Here is a 13,499-nt window from a genome sequence, read left to right on the forward strand (position 1 = left end):
AATTCCTGTCACACCCTCCCCGCCGTGATCTCCTCCACCACCGCCGGGTCCAGCAGGGTGGAGGTGTCCCCCAGGCTCCCCAGCTCGTTCTCCGCCACCTTCCTTAAGATCCGCCGCATGATCTTACCGCTGCGTGTTTTCGGAAGTCCGCTCACGAACTGGATCTTGTCCGGTTTGGCGATGCGGCCGATGCTGGCCACCACGGCCTCAATCACTTCACCGCGCATGTTCTCCACAGCGATGGCATCGTCGGCGGGGATGGGCTTCTCGCAGACCACGTAGGCGTAGATGCCCTGGCCCTTGATGTCGTGCGGGTAGCCCACCACGGCGCTTTCCACCACGCCCTTGGCCTGATTGATGGCGTTCTCGATCTCAGCCGTGCCGAAGCGGTGGCCGCTCACATTGATCACATCGTCCACGCGGCCGATGATGCGGTAGCGGCCCTCGGCATCGCGCTTGGCGCCGTCGCCGGTGAAGTAGTAGCCTTTGTAGCTGCTGAAGTAGGTCTGGCGGCAGCGCTCATGGTCGCCCCAGGTGGTGCGCAGGATGCTGGGCCAGGGGAACTTCATGCACAACAGGCCCTCCACCTCGTTCTCGGTGATCTCCTTCCCCTCGGGCGTGAGCAGCACGGGCTGCACCCCGGGCAGGGGCCACGCCGCGTGCGCAGGTTTCTCGTCGTTCACCCCGGCCATGGTGCTGATGAGGATGCCGCCGGTCTCGGTCTGCCACCAGGTGTCCACAATGGGGCAGCGGTCCTTGCCCACGTGGATCTTGTACCAGTTCCACGCCTCCTCGTTGATGGGCTCTCCCACGCTGCCGATCACCTTCAGGCTGTCCAACGAGTAGGCCAGCACGTGGTCCAGTCCGGCGGCCATCAAGCTGCGGATGGCGGTGGGGGCGGTGTAGAAGATGTTGACGCCATGCTTGTCGATCACCTGCCAGAAGCGGCCCGCATCGGGGAAGGTGGGCACGCCCTCGAACACCAGCGTGGTGGCGCCCGCCAGCAGCGGACCGTAGATGATGTAGCTGTGGCCCGTGATCCAGCCCACGTCGGCCGTGCACCAGTACACGTCGCTCTCCTCGTATTGGAACACGTTGCGGAAGCTGTAGTCGGTGTACACCATGTAGCCGCCACAGGTATGCACCACGCCCTTGGGCTTTCCGGTGCTGCCGCTGGTGTAGAGGATGAAGAGCGGGTCCTCGGCATCCATGATCTCGGCGGGGCAGTGCTTGTCCACGTGCTTCAACTCTTCGTGTAGCCACACGTCGCGGCCTTCCTGCATGTTCACGGCCCAGGCCAGGCGCTCGGTCACGATCACCTTCTGCACGGTGGGACAGGTCTCCAGCGCCTCGTCCACCACACGCTTCACGGGGATCTGCTTGTGGCCGCGGTTCAGGCCATCGCTGGTCAGCACCATGGTGGCCTCGGCATCCTGGATGCGGTCCGCCAAGCTCTGCGCACTGAAGCCGCAGAACACCACGCTGTGGATGGCGCCGATGCGCGCACAGGCCAGGGTGGCGATCACCAGCTCGGGGATCATCGGCATGTAGATGCAGATGCGGTCGCCCTTCTTCGCGCCGTTGCGCTTCAGCACGTTGGCGTACTGGCACACCTTCTCGTGCAGCTCGCGGTAGGTGAGTCGCACGAAGCGCTCCTTCGGGTCGTTCGGCTCCCAGATGATGGCCAGCTTGTTGCCGCGCTGCTTCAGGTGGCGGTCCAGGCAGTTCTCGGTGATGTTCAGCTTGCCGCCCGCGAACCACTTCACGTTCGGCGTCTCAAAGTCCCACTCCAGTGCGGTGTTCCATTTCTGGTGCCACTCAAAGGTGTCGGCGTGCGCCGTCCAGAACCCCACGGGGTCCTTGATGCTCTCGGCGTAGGCGGCGTCGTATTCGGCTTGGGTGCGGATGCGTTTCAGGGCCATGGTGCGGACGAAGTTGGCGGTTCGGATTAAGGAACCCAAGGGGGCGCTGTCAAGCGATTTCGTCGAAAGTATTTCGCGATTCGTCTTGACTTCCGGTGGCTCCGCCTGAAATCTTGCGGCACTCTTCACGCTGACAGCACCCACTCAACACCTCCCGCGCAACCCATGTGGCCTGTTCAGACCCTTACGCTCCTGCTCTGCCTCACCGACGAAGAACAGCTGTTCGCCCAGAGCCTTCCCCGAGAGAAGGAAATGCCGGCCGTGGAGGCCGACGTCCCGGAGCAGGTGCCGCTTGAGCGGTCGGTGGAGCTCTGCATCGAGCCGGCCGCCTGATTGCAACCCCGGACCCGGCCCGCGAGGGCCGAGTACGACGACCCCGGTGCCGCCTGCCCAGGTGCCGGGGTCAACTTTTTCCGGTCGCGCGGCTCCGGACAGGGTAGCTTCGCGGGCTAATCAACCCGCAAGGACATGAAGCAGCTGCTCTCGCTCGCGCTAGCGTTCACCGCTGTCAGCGCATCGGCCGTCGACCGGATCGTGGAGGAGTTCGGCGTTTCGCCGACCTATCCGAGCATCACCGCCGCGGTGGCCGCTGCCGTGGACGGTGACCGCATCATCGTGAAGAACCGTGCCGGCGATATCCCGTGGATCGAGAACATCACGGTGGACAAGAGCCTGCAGTTCCTGAGCTATGCGGACAATGGATTCTTCGTGGTGCAGGGCAACTACAGCATCGCGCCGGCTGCGGGCCGCGAGGTCACCATCATCGGCATGCGCAACACCTCCGGGAACATTCAGGCAGGAGCCGGCACCGGCACCGTTCGGGGTACGCGTGTGCGGGTGGTCGACAGCTTCTTGGTGAGCGGCGGGGTGCAGCTGGCCAGCCAGTATTTCGAGGCGGAGGTGGTTGGCAACACCCTGCAGAATGGCACGGTGGGTATCTGGTACGGCGATGTGATCGGCAACGACATCGATGGCAGCAACCTTACGGATGAAGGCATCAGCGTGACGCCCAACGTCGCCGGCCTTCCCCTGGACACCTGCTCCATCATCGGCAACAAGGTGAAGGGCCGGGTGAGCTATGAGGGGATCTTCGTGAACACGCAGTACCAGGTCGTGCACATCCGCAACAATTACGTGCAGCACGGGTGGATGGGCATTGAGGTGTACGGCGGCAACACGGGCGCGGTGCCCAACCTCATCTGGAACAATACGGTGATCGCCTACACCGGCCAGTTCACCACCTATGGCATCAGTCTCGCCAACACGAACGCCGGGTCCATCTGGGAGATCATGAACAATGCCGTCACCCGCACGTGGAGCGGTGAGAGCCGGGGCATAAACAGGGATAGCGGGAACAGCGGCCAGATCAACGTGTACTTCAATCATGTGCATGCGGGCATGAGCTTCCCGATCAGCGCCGGCTTCACCTTCGAGGGGAGCAATACCACGAATCAATCCATCACGCTCAATGCCGATGGCACATTCGCTAACGCCGTGGCGGCCGTTGATGGCGGCAACCCGGCCGCGCCCTTCTACGACCTGGACCTCACGGCAGGCGATGCGGGCGCTTACGGAGGCAGCTATACGCTGAGCAACTTCCATCCGCTGCACACGGGTGCCGCTCGGGTGTACATGACCGGCCACCCCTTCAACGTGCGGCAGGGCAGCACCCTGCGCGTTCGTGCCACGGCCTTCGACCGCTGATCCCATGGCCACCACCCGCATGAATGCGCGAACCATCCTGTGCGTTGCGCTGCTGCTTTGCTCCGGCATCGCTGCGGCCCAGCGCGTTGACAATGCCGAGTACTTCTGGGACACGGACCCGGGGGCCGGCAACGCACTGCCCATGAGCGCCCAGGATGGCGCCTTCGATGAAGCCGTGGAGGCGGTCTTCCAGGAGACATCCTCGCTCCCCGGCCAAGGGGCGCACACGCTGGGGATCCGCGTGAAGGACCAGAACAGCAACTGGGGGGCCACGTTCACCACGGTCGTGGTGATCGAGCCGCCGGTGGTGACCGCTCCCGAGATCAGCGTCACGCAAGCGGAGTACTTCTGGGACAATGACCCGGGTGCTGGCAGCGGCACGCCCATGCTGGCCTTCGATGGCGATTTCAGCAGCGCATTGGAGGCCATCGCCCTGGAGACCTCGGCGCTGCCGACTGAGGGCGTGCATGTGCTGTATGTCCGTTCGCGGGATGCGAATGATGCCTGGAGCCTGCCATTCAGCGTGGTGGTGGAGGTGATGGGCGGCGTGGTCACCTTCCCGGAGATCCGTGTCTCTGCCGCAGAGTACTTCGTGAACGACGACCCAGGGTTAGGCCTCGGTATGCCCATGCTCGCGGTGGATGGCGATTTCAGCGCGGCCTTCGAGGCGATCAAGGGCGGAGGCATCCCCGCGCCGGTCACCGCGGGCGTGAATGTGCTCTGGCTGCGTGCGCGTGATGCCAACGCGGCATGGGGGCCATCCTTCGGCGTTGTGGTGAACATCGATACCACCATCACCGGCACGGTGGGCCTTGCCGAGGCCGCCACGCCCGGGATTCTGGTCGCCCCCAATCCAACGAGCGCTGATGCTGGCTTCGCCGTGGTCTTCGACCGGCACATAGGCGTTGCGCTCATCCATGTCCGGGACGCCTCGGGGCGCTTGGTGCTGGAGCGCCGCGTACTGAACGAGCGTCGTGTGGAGGTGCGGCTGCCCGGCACCGCCCCAGGCGTCTACACCATCGGCGTCGTCATGGACGGTACGCACCGATGGCAGCGACTGGTGGTCCAGTGACGGCCGGCCATTGAACGGGCCGCCCCCGGCAGCGGTAGGTGGTCATCTTGTTGCGCATCTTCGGGCCATGCGCTTCAGGTTGCTATTGGGATTCCTGTTCGCTGCCTGCGCTGCCTTGGGGCAATGGCGCTTCGAGGGCGACTCCACGGTCACCTGGCAGCAGGCTGTTGCGCGCTATCAGGCGCTCGATGAGCGGCATCGGGGCGCCCGACTGTTCGAGATCGGGGCCGATGACGATGGCTCGCCCATCCACCTGTTCGTGATCGGCGATGGCAGCGGCTTCACGCCGGACAGCATCCGCTCAGCCGGGAAGAGCATCCTCTGGGTCACCAACGGCATCCACCCCGGAGAGCCCGACGGCATCGATGCCAGCCTGCTGCTGGCGCAAGCGCTGCTCGAGAGCGACCAGTACATGGGGCTGCTGGCGAATACCGCCGTGTGCATCGTGCCGGTGTACAACGTCAGCGGCGCGAAGCAGCGCAGCGCTACGAGCCGTGCCAACCAGAACGGCCCCGCCGAGTACGGCTTCCGGGGCAACGCGCGCAACCTGGACCTCAATCGCGATTTCATGAAGATGGATTCGCGCGCAACATGGTCCATGGTGGAGGCGCTCCAGGCCTGGGACCCCGACATCTATTTCGAGACCCATGTGAGCAATGGCGCGGACCACCAGTACGTGATGGAACTCCTCACCACGCAGAAAGACAGGCTCAGCGGAGGACTCAGCGCCTTCATGACCCATACCATGGCGCCAGAGCTGCACGCCTGGATGGAGCGCAGGGGCTTCCCCATGTGCCCGTACTTCGAAACGCGCGGCGCAGTGCCGGAAGATGGGCTTTACGGATTCTACGACGGCCCACGCTACAGCTCGGGCTTCAACGCACTCTTCGACCGCATCGCGATCCTCAGCGAGAGCCACATGCTCAAGCCCTATGATGAGCGGGTGAATGCCACCTTTCAGCTGATGCTCGCCATGCTCGCGGTGATGGACGGCCATGGCGATGAGCTGCTGCGCCGTCGCGCGGAGGCCAGGCACTTCACGGCATCCATGACCGAGCTGGGGATGAACTGGCGCCTGGATACAACAGCATGGACCGAGCTGCCATGGAAAGGGTATCAAGCAAAGCGCGTCGCCAGCGCCGTGAGCGGATTGGAGCGTGTGTTCTATGATCATGACCGGCCGACGGATACGGTGGTCCCCTGGAACGATACCTACCGTGCCTCGATGGTGAAGCGGAAGCCGGCGGGTTACATCGTGCCCGCCGCTTGGCGTGAGGTGGTGGCCAGGTTGAAGGCGAACGGAGTGCCCATGCGCGAGCTGCTGCGCGACTCGCTGCTCCGGGTCGAGCAGGACAGCATCGCCGAGTTCGCCACGGTGCGCTCGCCCTACGAGGGCCGCTACCTCCATCATGGCATCCGAACCCGTCCGTTGGAACTGCCCCTCACGGTGGCCAAGGGCAGCTGGCTTCTCCCCATGGGTCCCCCCACGGACCGCTATGTGATGGAGGTGCTGGAACCTGAAGGGGAGGACAGCTTCTTCGCATGGGGCTTCTTCGACGGTGTGCTGCAGCAGAAGGAGTGGTTCAGCGATTACGTCTTCGAGGACATAGCCGCGGAGCTGCTGCGCAAGGATGCTGCGCTCAAGCAGGAGCTTGATGCCAGACGCGCGACGGACCCGGTGTTCGCTGCCGATGCCTGGGCGCAGCTCTACTTCATCTATCAGCGGTCACCGCATTTCGAGCGGGGCTTCAGGCGGTATCCGGTGCTCCGCTTGGTGCGGTGAACGGGTAGGGGCTGACGTTTGTCTGCTCCGGTGCCCCGATGCGGCCTCTACCTTGTGGCCTCAATCCAATTGAACCATGGACCGTATCGCCACGAAGAAGGCCGTGCTGAAGGCAGCCCGAGCCCGGATGGAGAACACCGCCGCTGAGATCAAGGCGCGCATCCAGGAGCTGAGGGCCGTGACCATCGGCGACGACAATGCAGAGACCGCCAGCCAGACCGAGAGCACGCGCGGCGGTGATGTGGACCTCATGAACTCGCTCGCGGCTCAGCTCGAGCACGTCCTGCTCGACCTCGACCGGCTGAGCATCGTTGCTCCGGAGGCGCCGATGGACAGCGTTCAATTCGGCGCCGTGGTGCACACCTCGGTCCGCAACCTGCTGATCGGCTTCAGCCTTGAGGAGTTCGACGCTGGCGGGCGGCGCTACCTCGGCGTCACCCCCAAGGCGCCTCTGGTGCAGGCGCTCTATGGCCGGAAAGCGGGCGAGGTGGTTACGGTGAACGGCCAGGAGTACCGGGTGCAGGAGATCTGCTGAGGCCGCTTTTCTTTGGCCCCGGGGTGCATCAACGCCCCCTTCAGCCATGGAACTATACGATATCGCCATCGGCGCCCGGGTGAAGCACCCGACCCTCGGCGTGGGCGTGGTCTACGACCTGGATCCGCGCACCGTTCATGTCTTCTTCAAGGAACACGGCGAGCAGCCCGTGAGCCGGAGCTTCGAGGGCCTGGTGACCATTGCGCCCGGCGTGGAGCTCGGCCAGGAGCCGCTCGACCTTGACGCGGTGCGCGATTGCCTGCGAGAGGTGCTCGAGGAGATGCAGGTGCCGCAGCGGCCAGTGGACATGGCCCGGAAATTCGAAGGCGGCACCTTGGCGCTGCGGCCCAAGGACCCCGGCCTGCAGGGCAAGGAAATGCCCATCGACGACTTCTTCCACAAGATCGTGATGATCCGCGACCGCTTCAGGGTGCTGGAGCAGAAGATCAACGCGCACGAGCGGCTCAGCGAGCAGGACAAGGTGGAGCTGCAGCAGTACATCACCCGCTGCTACGGCTCGCTCACCACCTTCAACATCCTCTTCGCCGACAAGGACGATCATTTCGTGGGTCAGAAAGGGGAGTAGGCCTTCCCTCGCGCGCCCGTACTTTCGCCGCATGGCACTATTGAACGGAAAGGCCGCCCTGGTGACGGGCGGATCGCGCGGCATCGGCCGTGGCATCGTGGAGCGCTTCCTCGAGGAGGGAGCGGACGTGGCGTTCACCTACGTGTCCAGCCCCGAAAAGGCGAATGCCCTTGCGGCTGAACTGGCCGCCAAGCATGGCCGCAGGGTGATGGCCATCCAGAGCGACGCCGGGAGCTTCGACGGCGCCCAGGCGGCGGTGGACCGAATGGTGGGCGATTGGGGGCGCCTCGATGTGCTCGTGAACAACGCCGGCATCACCAAGGACCAGCTCCTCATGCGCATGAGCGAGGCGGATTGGGATGCGGTGATCGCGACGAACCTGAAGAGCGTTTTCAACATGACGAAGGCGGTGATGCGCACCATGCTCAAGCAGCGCAGCGGCAGCATCATCAACATGAGCAGCGTGGTGGGCGTGAAGGGGAATGCGGGCCAGGCCAACTACGCTGCCAGCAAGGCCGGCATCATCGGTTTCACCAAGAGCGTCGCCCTTGAGCTGGGCAGCCGCAACATCCGCAGCAATGCGATCGCCCCCGGCTTCATCGAGACCGAGATGACCGGCGCGCTCGATCCCAAGGTGGTGGAGCAGTGGCGCGAGGGCATCCCCCTGAAGCGCGGCGGCACGCCCACCGATGTGGCCAATGCCTGCGTTTTCCTGGGCAGTGACCTCAGCGCCTACATCACCGGGCAGACCCTGCACGTCTGCGGCGGGATGCTGACGTGATCCTACGGCCCGGCCGCGAGAGGGTCAACCCGGCACTGGAGCCGCGCAGGCATTGCACCTGCAGGCATCGGCACCCTGCTCCGGCAGCCTCCGCCTCCCATCTGCACTGCGACTCCCGATGAACCTCACCACCGCCCACACCCTCTGGATGGCTCCTTTGTGCCTGGCGCTGGGCGCTGGCGTGGCCTGGTGGCTCTACCGCCGGCAGCGCGGCAAAGAGGGCTTCACCCGGCGCATGGCCTGGGTGATGGCGCTCCTGCGCGCGGTGGCGGTCTCGCTCATCGCCTTCTTCCTGCTCGAGCCCATGCTGCGGTTGATGGTGAGGGAGGTGCGCAAGCCCGTGGTGGCCATCCTGCACGATGGATCCTCCTCGTTGGTGGCCGCCGGTGATACCGCTGCCCTGCGCACCGCGTATGCTGAGGAGCTGAGGCAGCTGGAGAAGGACTTGGGCGACCGTTACCAGGTAAGGGCCTTCACTTATGGGGCGGGGCTGCGTGAGGGCCTGCTGTTCGACCAGGACGAGCAGTCGACCGATATCTCCGGTGCGCTCCGCGCGGTTCACGACCGACTGAGCGGACCGGACCTCGGCGCCGTGATCATCGATGGCGATGGCATCCAGAATCGCGGGCGGGACCCCCGGCTCGATGCCGACCGCTTGGGCGTCCCGGTATTCGCCATTGCCTTGGGGGATACCACCGTGAAGCCCGACCTGGCCGTGCGCGGCGTGGAGCACAACCGCATCAGCTTCCTGGGCAACGAGTTCCCGGTTCGCGTGCGGCTATCGGCGCATCACCTGCGCGGCGCTCGCACATGGGTGACGGTGAGCCATGCCGGGGCGGACCTGGCCTCGCAGGAGCTGGAAGTGCGCGGCGATCCCTTCCATCAGGAACTCACCTTCCTGATGAAGGCGGACAAGCCGGGTACACGTCGCTTCACGGTGGAGGCACGCCTCATCGACGGGGAGGCGTCAACCGCCAACAACCGGCTGGACTTCTTCGTGGAGGTCCTGGATGCGCGGCAGAAGGTGCTCCTGCTCGGCGCAGCACCGCATCCGGACCTGGGGGCTCTACGCAGCGCCCTGGGCGGCCTGGAGGGCTATGTGACAGAGGTCGCCTATGGGGGCGATTTCAGCGGCGCCCCCGAGGCCTATGACCTCATCGTGCTGCACCAGCTGCCCAACGGCCGGGGCGATGGGCGCGCCGTGATCGATCGGGCGCGCGCCAAGGGGATTCCCCTGCTCTTCGTGCTCGGGCAGGTCACGGATATGGCGGCCTTCAATGGGATGTCCGCGGGGGTCCGGGTGACGGGGACCAGGACAGCCATCACCGATGCGCAAGCCGCCATTGCGCCGGAATTCGCGCTGTTCAGCCTGGAGCAGGACCTGGCCCAGGCCATGGAGCGCTTTCCGCCGCTTCAGGTGCCATTCGGGCAGTACGAGCTGCAGCGCGGTGCATCGGCCTTGGCCCGCCAGCGAGTGGGCGCCATCCGCACCGAGGCGCCCCTTATCGCCGTCACCCAGCAGCAAGGCCAGCGGGCCGCTGTCGTCTGCGGCGAGGGGCTCTGGCGCTGGCGGCTCGCCGATCACCAGGCTTCGGGCTCGCATGGGCGATTCGATCGCCTGGCCCACAAGCTCGTCCAATTCCTAGCGCTGAAGGCGGACAAGGAGCGGTTCAGGGTGGAGCATGCCCCCGTGGTGCTTGGCAACGAACCGGTGCTCTTCACGGCGGAGTACTACAATGCCGCCTATGAGCCCGTGGCCGATGCGGAGGTGACCGCGGTCCTCACGTCGGATTCCGGCGAGGAGTATGCCTTCACTTTCCGCCCTTCCGACCAGGGCTATCGCCTCAATGCCGGGCAGCTGCCGGTGGGGCGCTACCGTTGGAAGGCGTTTGCCGCGCACAAGGGAGAGCGCCTCCAGGATGAGGGCGAGGTGTACGTGCAGGCACTCTATCTGGAGCAGGTGACCACGGTGGCCGATCACGCCCTGCTGGCCGACCTTGCAGCACGCACCGGTGGGCGTTTACTGAAGCCTGGCGCCCTTGCCGGCATCGCGGAATCCATGGAGCAGGAGCGCGTGGCCGTGGCCCGTTCATTCGCCCAACCCCGCTTCTCTGACCTCATTGAATGGCGGTGGCTGTTCTTCCTCATCGCACTGCTCCTGGTGGCAGAATGGAGCCTCCGGCGGTGGAACGGCGCCTACTGATGGCCAAGGGCATGCACCGCGCCGCCTCGCGCCGCTTCGCCATCCTGGTTGCGCTGACGGCCCTGTTGGTGGCCGGGTGGCTTGGCAGGACAACCTTGTTGCGCGCCACTGGCCATTTCCTGGTCCGCGAGGATGCGTTGGTGCCGGCCGATGCGATCTACGTGCTGGGCGGTTCTCCGGAGGATCGCTCCATGGAGGCAATGCGCCTTCAGCGGGAGGGCTGGGCCCCGCGCATCATCTGCACCGGTGAGACGGTGAACGAACTGCTCCTGCTCCACGGCATCGCGCGCAGTGAGGCCGCGCTAGGCAGGGATGTGGCCCGTCGCGAAGGATTCCCCATGGACCGGATCGAGCTGGTCGAACGGGGCACCAGCACCTTCGAGGAGGCCTTGGCTGTGCTCGGGCATGCCCATGGCAGGGGCTACGATACGGTGATGGTGGTGACCACCGATTTCCACACGCGCCGTGTGGGCCAGGTCTTCCGCAAGCGGCTGGAACCGGCCGGAATCACCGTGGTGGTGAGGGCTGCACGCTCCACGCGCTACGATGCCGAGCGGTGGTGGGCCAGCGAGGATGGGCTGATCATGGTCAACAACGAGATCATGAAACTGGGCTGGTACGCCCTGCACCACTGATCACCGCTGGATGGCCACCCGGGCCGCAGCCCGCCCCGCCGCATCCTCGGCCACCACCGTGTAGAGCCCTGACGCAAGGCCTCGCACGTCGATGACGGCCTCGCTTGCGCCATGGATTCCCGCCAGGGCGCCCGCAAGGCGTCCTGTGGCATCGAGCAGCAGCAGGCGCTCCACGCGGCCAAAGCCGCTGAACCGGATGCGGAGCCACTCGGCTGCCGGATTCGGGTAGGCGTATAGCGTGCGGCTGGCGACGATCTCGGCGATGCCCACCACTTCCACGCAGAAGGGGGGATCCGTCTGGAAGGACTCGCCGTACTGCCCATCGCTCTCGGCCAGCACGCTGCCGTCACCGTTGAGGATCACCAGGCTGCCATCGCCCTGCTCGCAGCAGATGCCGTCACCGAAGGCGTCGAGGATGGTGAAGACGTAGCAGTCGTTGGTGAGGCACCAGTGCACCGTATCGGCAGGCCCCTCATCGAAGTCGGGGTAGGGGCCGCCGCTGTAGAGCACGGTGCCTTGGCTGTTGGCCAGCTCCCAGGTCACATCACTGCCGTAGTTGTCCAAAGTGAGCAGCAGCATCACATTGCCCCCCGGGTTGTTCACGGTGAAGGTGATCTCCCAAGGATCGTTCACCGGTACCTGGTCCGTATTGCCGTTGGGCAGGCTGCTGCTCACGGTCAGCGTGTGCGTCCCGGCGGGGGCGATGAATGCGGGAAGCGGCACGTTGACCGTCTGGAGCGGCAGCAGGGAGCCGGTCCAGGTGTGCACGAGGCCCGGCCCGCCGTCGATGGCGTAAGTGAAGGTGACCGATGTGAGCACTACGGTGCCGTTGTTCTTCAGGGTGATGATCGGCGCGATGATTGAATCGCCGCAGATGAGCTCCGGTATGTTGACGATGCTCGTGACGGCGGCATCGAAGTAGATCGGCTCCTCGATGGGGCCACCGTCGCCCAGGCCGGCCAACTGCTCGCCGCAATCGCCCAGGTAGGCCTCCAGCAGGGGCCAGCTCACATCGAGACGCCCGTAGTAGTCATTCACGCTGCTCGCGCAATCCGCCTGTCCGCCATAGAGCTGGCCGATGACGAGCTTGTCCTGGTTCCAGAGGCCGCTGCCGCTGCTGCCCGGCTCGGTGGTGCCCGCATCCCAAACTGTCACCTGCCAGCAGTCGGCAGCACCGGTGCCCAGGTCGATGCTGGCCTGCTGCACGGTGCTGTAAGAGAGGCTGATCTTCTTGATGTCACCGCTGGGATGGTGGATGCCGCACACGGTGTCAGGAGTGGCGCCGCTGCGGTCCCAGCCGCTGTAGAACACCTCATACGCGACGGGGGGGATGTTGTCGAGCTCCAGGAAGGCCATGTCCGTGGCGGAGTTGCTCACGAGCATCACGCACCCGCTCACCGTCTGGTCGATGGGTCCGTTCTCCGTGGGGTCGCAGGTGGGGCTGTCCCAATTGAAGCGGAACACCCAGTTCTCCACATCGGCATCGAGGCAGTGGTTGGCGGTGAGGAAGTAGGGCGTGCTGTCCTGGGCGCAGTTGTTGAGCAGGGTGCCGGTGCAGAAGCCGCTGCCGCCGGTGGTGATGATGGCCACGCTGCGGATCTGATCGCGCCAGTCGTCTCCCTCGGGGCAGATCACATTGATGTTGCAGTCCTCGCTGTCACCGAAGTCCTTCATGTACCGGAACACATCACGGTAGGCGTGCGTCACGCGGTCGATGTGCAGCAGGCCCTGCCCGGCTGCGCTGCGCGGCTCATGATACTCGACGGTGATGCGCTCGCCGGGCACCTGGGTGACGCCGAGGCTGGTCCGCTTCGGTGCGCTGGCCTTGGTGAAGGCCCCGATGTGCTGTCCGGCATCGTTGTACACGAAAACGCGGCCCCCATCGGGCAGTACGAACCGGTCGAAGCGGAAGTTGATGCTGTACGCGCCGGGGCATCGGATGGCCAGGCGCCAGAGGCGGTCGCCGTTGCGCAGGGTTGTCCACGAGCCATGGGATTCGGTGCCGAGGTCCACGGCATGGTTGAAGCCGAAGCGCCACGGGCCCTTGACGCCCGCGGCCCGGTCGGTTTCGTCCTGTGCCATCAGCGCGGCGGCATCAACAGGCGGCAGCTCGACAACGGCCGGTGCCTGCAGCCGGGGGCCGTGGGGCAGCAGGCCGATCGGCCGGCCGCCGAAGGAGACCTGGCCAAAGCCGGTCAGCGAAGCCGCCGAGGCGATGGCGATGGCGAAGAGGCGTAGCGTTCCGCGCATGTGCGAAGGGATTGACCGTGTGAAGATA

At 65.3% G+C, this 13,499-nt stretch carries 11 protein-coding genes; 9 read left to right on the top strand and 2 right to left on the bottom strand.

The features are described from left to right. Nucleotides 1–8: 8 nt before the first annotated feature. Complete coding sequence (acs, locus tag QY325_03415) at nt 9–1,922, bottom strand: acetate--CoA ligase (GenBank protein ID WKZ66980.1); 1,914 nt, start codon at nt 1,920–1,922, stop codon at nt 9–11. 165 nt (nt 1,923–2,087) lie between these two features. On the opposite strand from acs, the gene QY325_03420 reads away from it, so the two are divergent. The 9 genes from QY325_03420 (at nt 2,088) to QY325_03460 (ending at nt 11,221) form a co-directional block, all read left to right on the top strand. Next, nucleotides 2,088–2,255, top strand: a complete 168-nt coding sequence (locus QY325_03420) for a hypothetical protein (protein WKZ66981.1) — start codon at nt 2,088–2,090, stop codon at nt 2,253–2,255. 135 nt (nt 2,256–2,390) lie between these two features. After that, complete coding sequence (locus tag QY325_03425; protein WKZ66982.1) at nt 2,391–3,626, top strand: hypothetical protein; 1,236 nt, start codon at nt 2,391–2,393, stop codon at nt 3,624–3,626. A 4-nt stretch (nt 3,627–3,630) separates the two neighbouring features. Continuing rightward, nucleotides 3,631–4,698, top strand: a complete 1,068-nt coding sequence (locus tag QY325_03430; protein ID WKZ66983.1) for a T9SS type A sorting domain-containing protein — start codon at nt 3,631–3,633, stop codon at nt 4,696–4,698. A gap of 67 nt (nt 4,699–4,765) precedes the next feature. Next, the gene (locus QY325_03435; protein WKZ66984.1) at nt 4,766–6,481 is read left to right on the top strand and encodes a M14 family zinc carboxypeptidase; all 1,716 of its coding nucleotides are present in this window, start codon (nt 4,766–4,768) and stop codon (nt 6,479–6,481) included. 76 nt (nt 6,482–6,557) lie between these two features. Continuing rightward, on the top strand, nt 6,558–7,016 hold the full coding sequence (locus QY325_03440) for a hypothetical protein (protein ID WKZ66985.1): 459 nt from the start codon (nt 6,558–6,560) through the stop codon (nt 7,014–7,016). 46 nt (nt 7,017–7,062) lie between these two features. Then, entirely contained in the window at nt 7,063–7,602 is a 540-nt protein-coding gene (locus tag QY325_03445; GenBank protein ID WKZ66986.1) for a hypothetical protein, read from the top strand. A 31-nt stretch (nt 7,603–7,633) separates the two neighbouring features. Further along, the gene (gene fabG, locus QY325_03450) at nt 7,634–8,383 is read left to right on the top strand and encodes a 3-oxoacyl-[acyl-carrier-protein] reductase (protein WKZ66987.1); all 750 of its coding nucleotides are present in this window, start codon (nt 7,634–7,636) and stop codon (nt 8,381–8,383) included. A 118-nt stretch (nt 8,384–8,501) separates the two neighbouring features. After that, a complete protein-coding gene (locus tag QY325_03455; GenBank protein WKZ66988.1) occupies nt 8,502–10,586 on the top strand; it encodes a hypothetical protein in 2,085 nt (694 codons plus the stop codon). Further along, nucleotides 10,568–11,221: a YdcF family protein gene (locus QY325_03460; GenBank protein WKZ66989.1), complete on the top strand. Its 654-nt coding sequence runs from the start codon at nt 10,568–10,570 to the stop codon at nt 11,219–11,221. Before QY325_03455 ends, QY325_03460 begins: the two co-directional genes overlap by 19 nt. On the opposite strand, the gene QY325_03465 is transcribed toward QY325_03460, so the two are convergent. Then, nucleotides 11,222–13,471, bottom strand: coding sequence for a trypsin-like peptidase domain-containing protein (locus tag QY325_03465; GenBank protein WKZ66990.1), 2,250 nt, complete (start codon nt 13,469–13,471; stop codon nt 11,222–11,224). Nucleotides 13,472–13,499 lie beyond the last annotated feature (28 nt).

The sequence above is a fragment of the Flavobacteriales bacterium genome (genome assembly GCA_030584065.1).
Taxonomy (GTDB): Bacteria; Bacteroidota; Bacteroidia; order Flavobacteriales_F; family PHOS-HE28; genus PHOS-HE28.

Coding starts and splice junctions, on each gene's coding strand:
- QY325_03435 (WKZ66984.1), top strand. CDS start 4,766: ATGCGCTTCAGGTTGCTATTGGGATTCCTGTTCGCTGCCTGCGCTGCC.
- QY325_03465 (WKZ66990.1), bottom strand. CDS start 13,471: ATGCGCGGAACGCTACGCCTCTTCGCCATCGCCATCGCCTCGGCGGCT.
- QY325_03425 (WKZ66982.1), top strand. CDS start 2,391: ATGAAGCAGCTGCTCTCGCTCGCGCTAGCGTTCACCGCTGTCAGCGCA.
- QY325_03420 (WKZ66981.1), top strand. CDS start 2,088: ATGTGGCCTGTTCAGACCCTTACGCTCCTGCTCTGCCTCACCGACGAA.
- acs (WKZ66980.1), bottom strand. CDS start 1,922: ATGGCCCTGAAACGCATCCGCACCCAAGCCGAATACGACGCCGCCTAC.
- QY325_03455 (WKZ66988.1), top strand. CDS start 8,502: ATGAACCTCACCACCGCCCACACCCTCTGGATGGCTCCTTTGTGCCTG.
- QY325_03430 (WKZ66983.1), top strand. CDS start 3,631: ATGGCCACCACCCGCATGAATGCGCGAACCATCCTGTGCGTTGCGCTG.
- QY325_03445 (WKZ66986.1), top strand. CDS start 7,063: ATGGAACTATACGATATCGCCATCGGCGCCCGGGTGAAGCACCCGACC.
- fabG (WKZ66987.1), top strand. CDS start 7,634: ATGGCACTATTGAACGGAAAGGCCGCCCTGGTGACGGGCGGATCGCGC.
- QY325_03440 (WKZ66985.1), top strand. CDS start 6,558: ATGGACCGTATCGCCACGAAGAAGGCCGTGCTGAAGGCAGCCCGAGCC.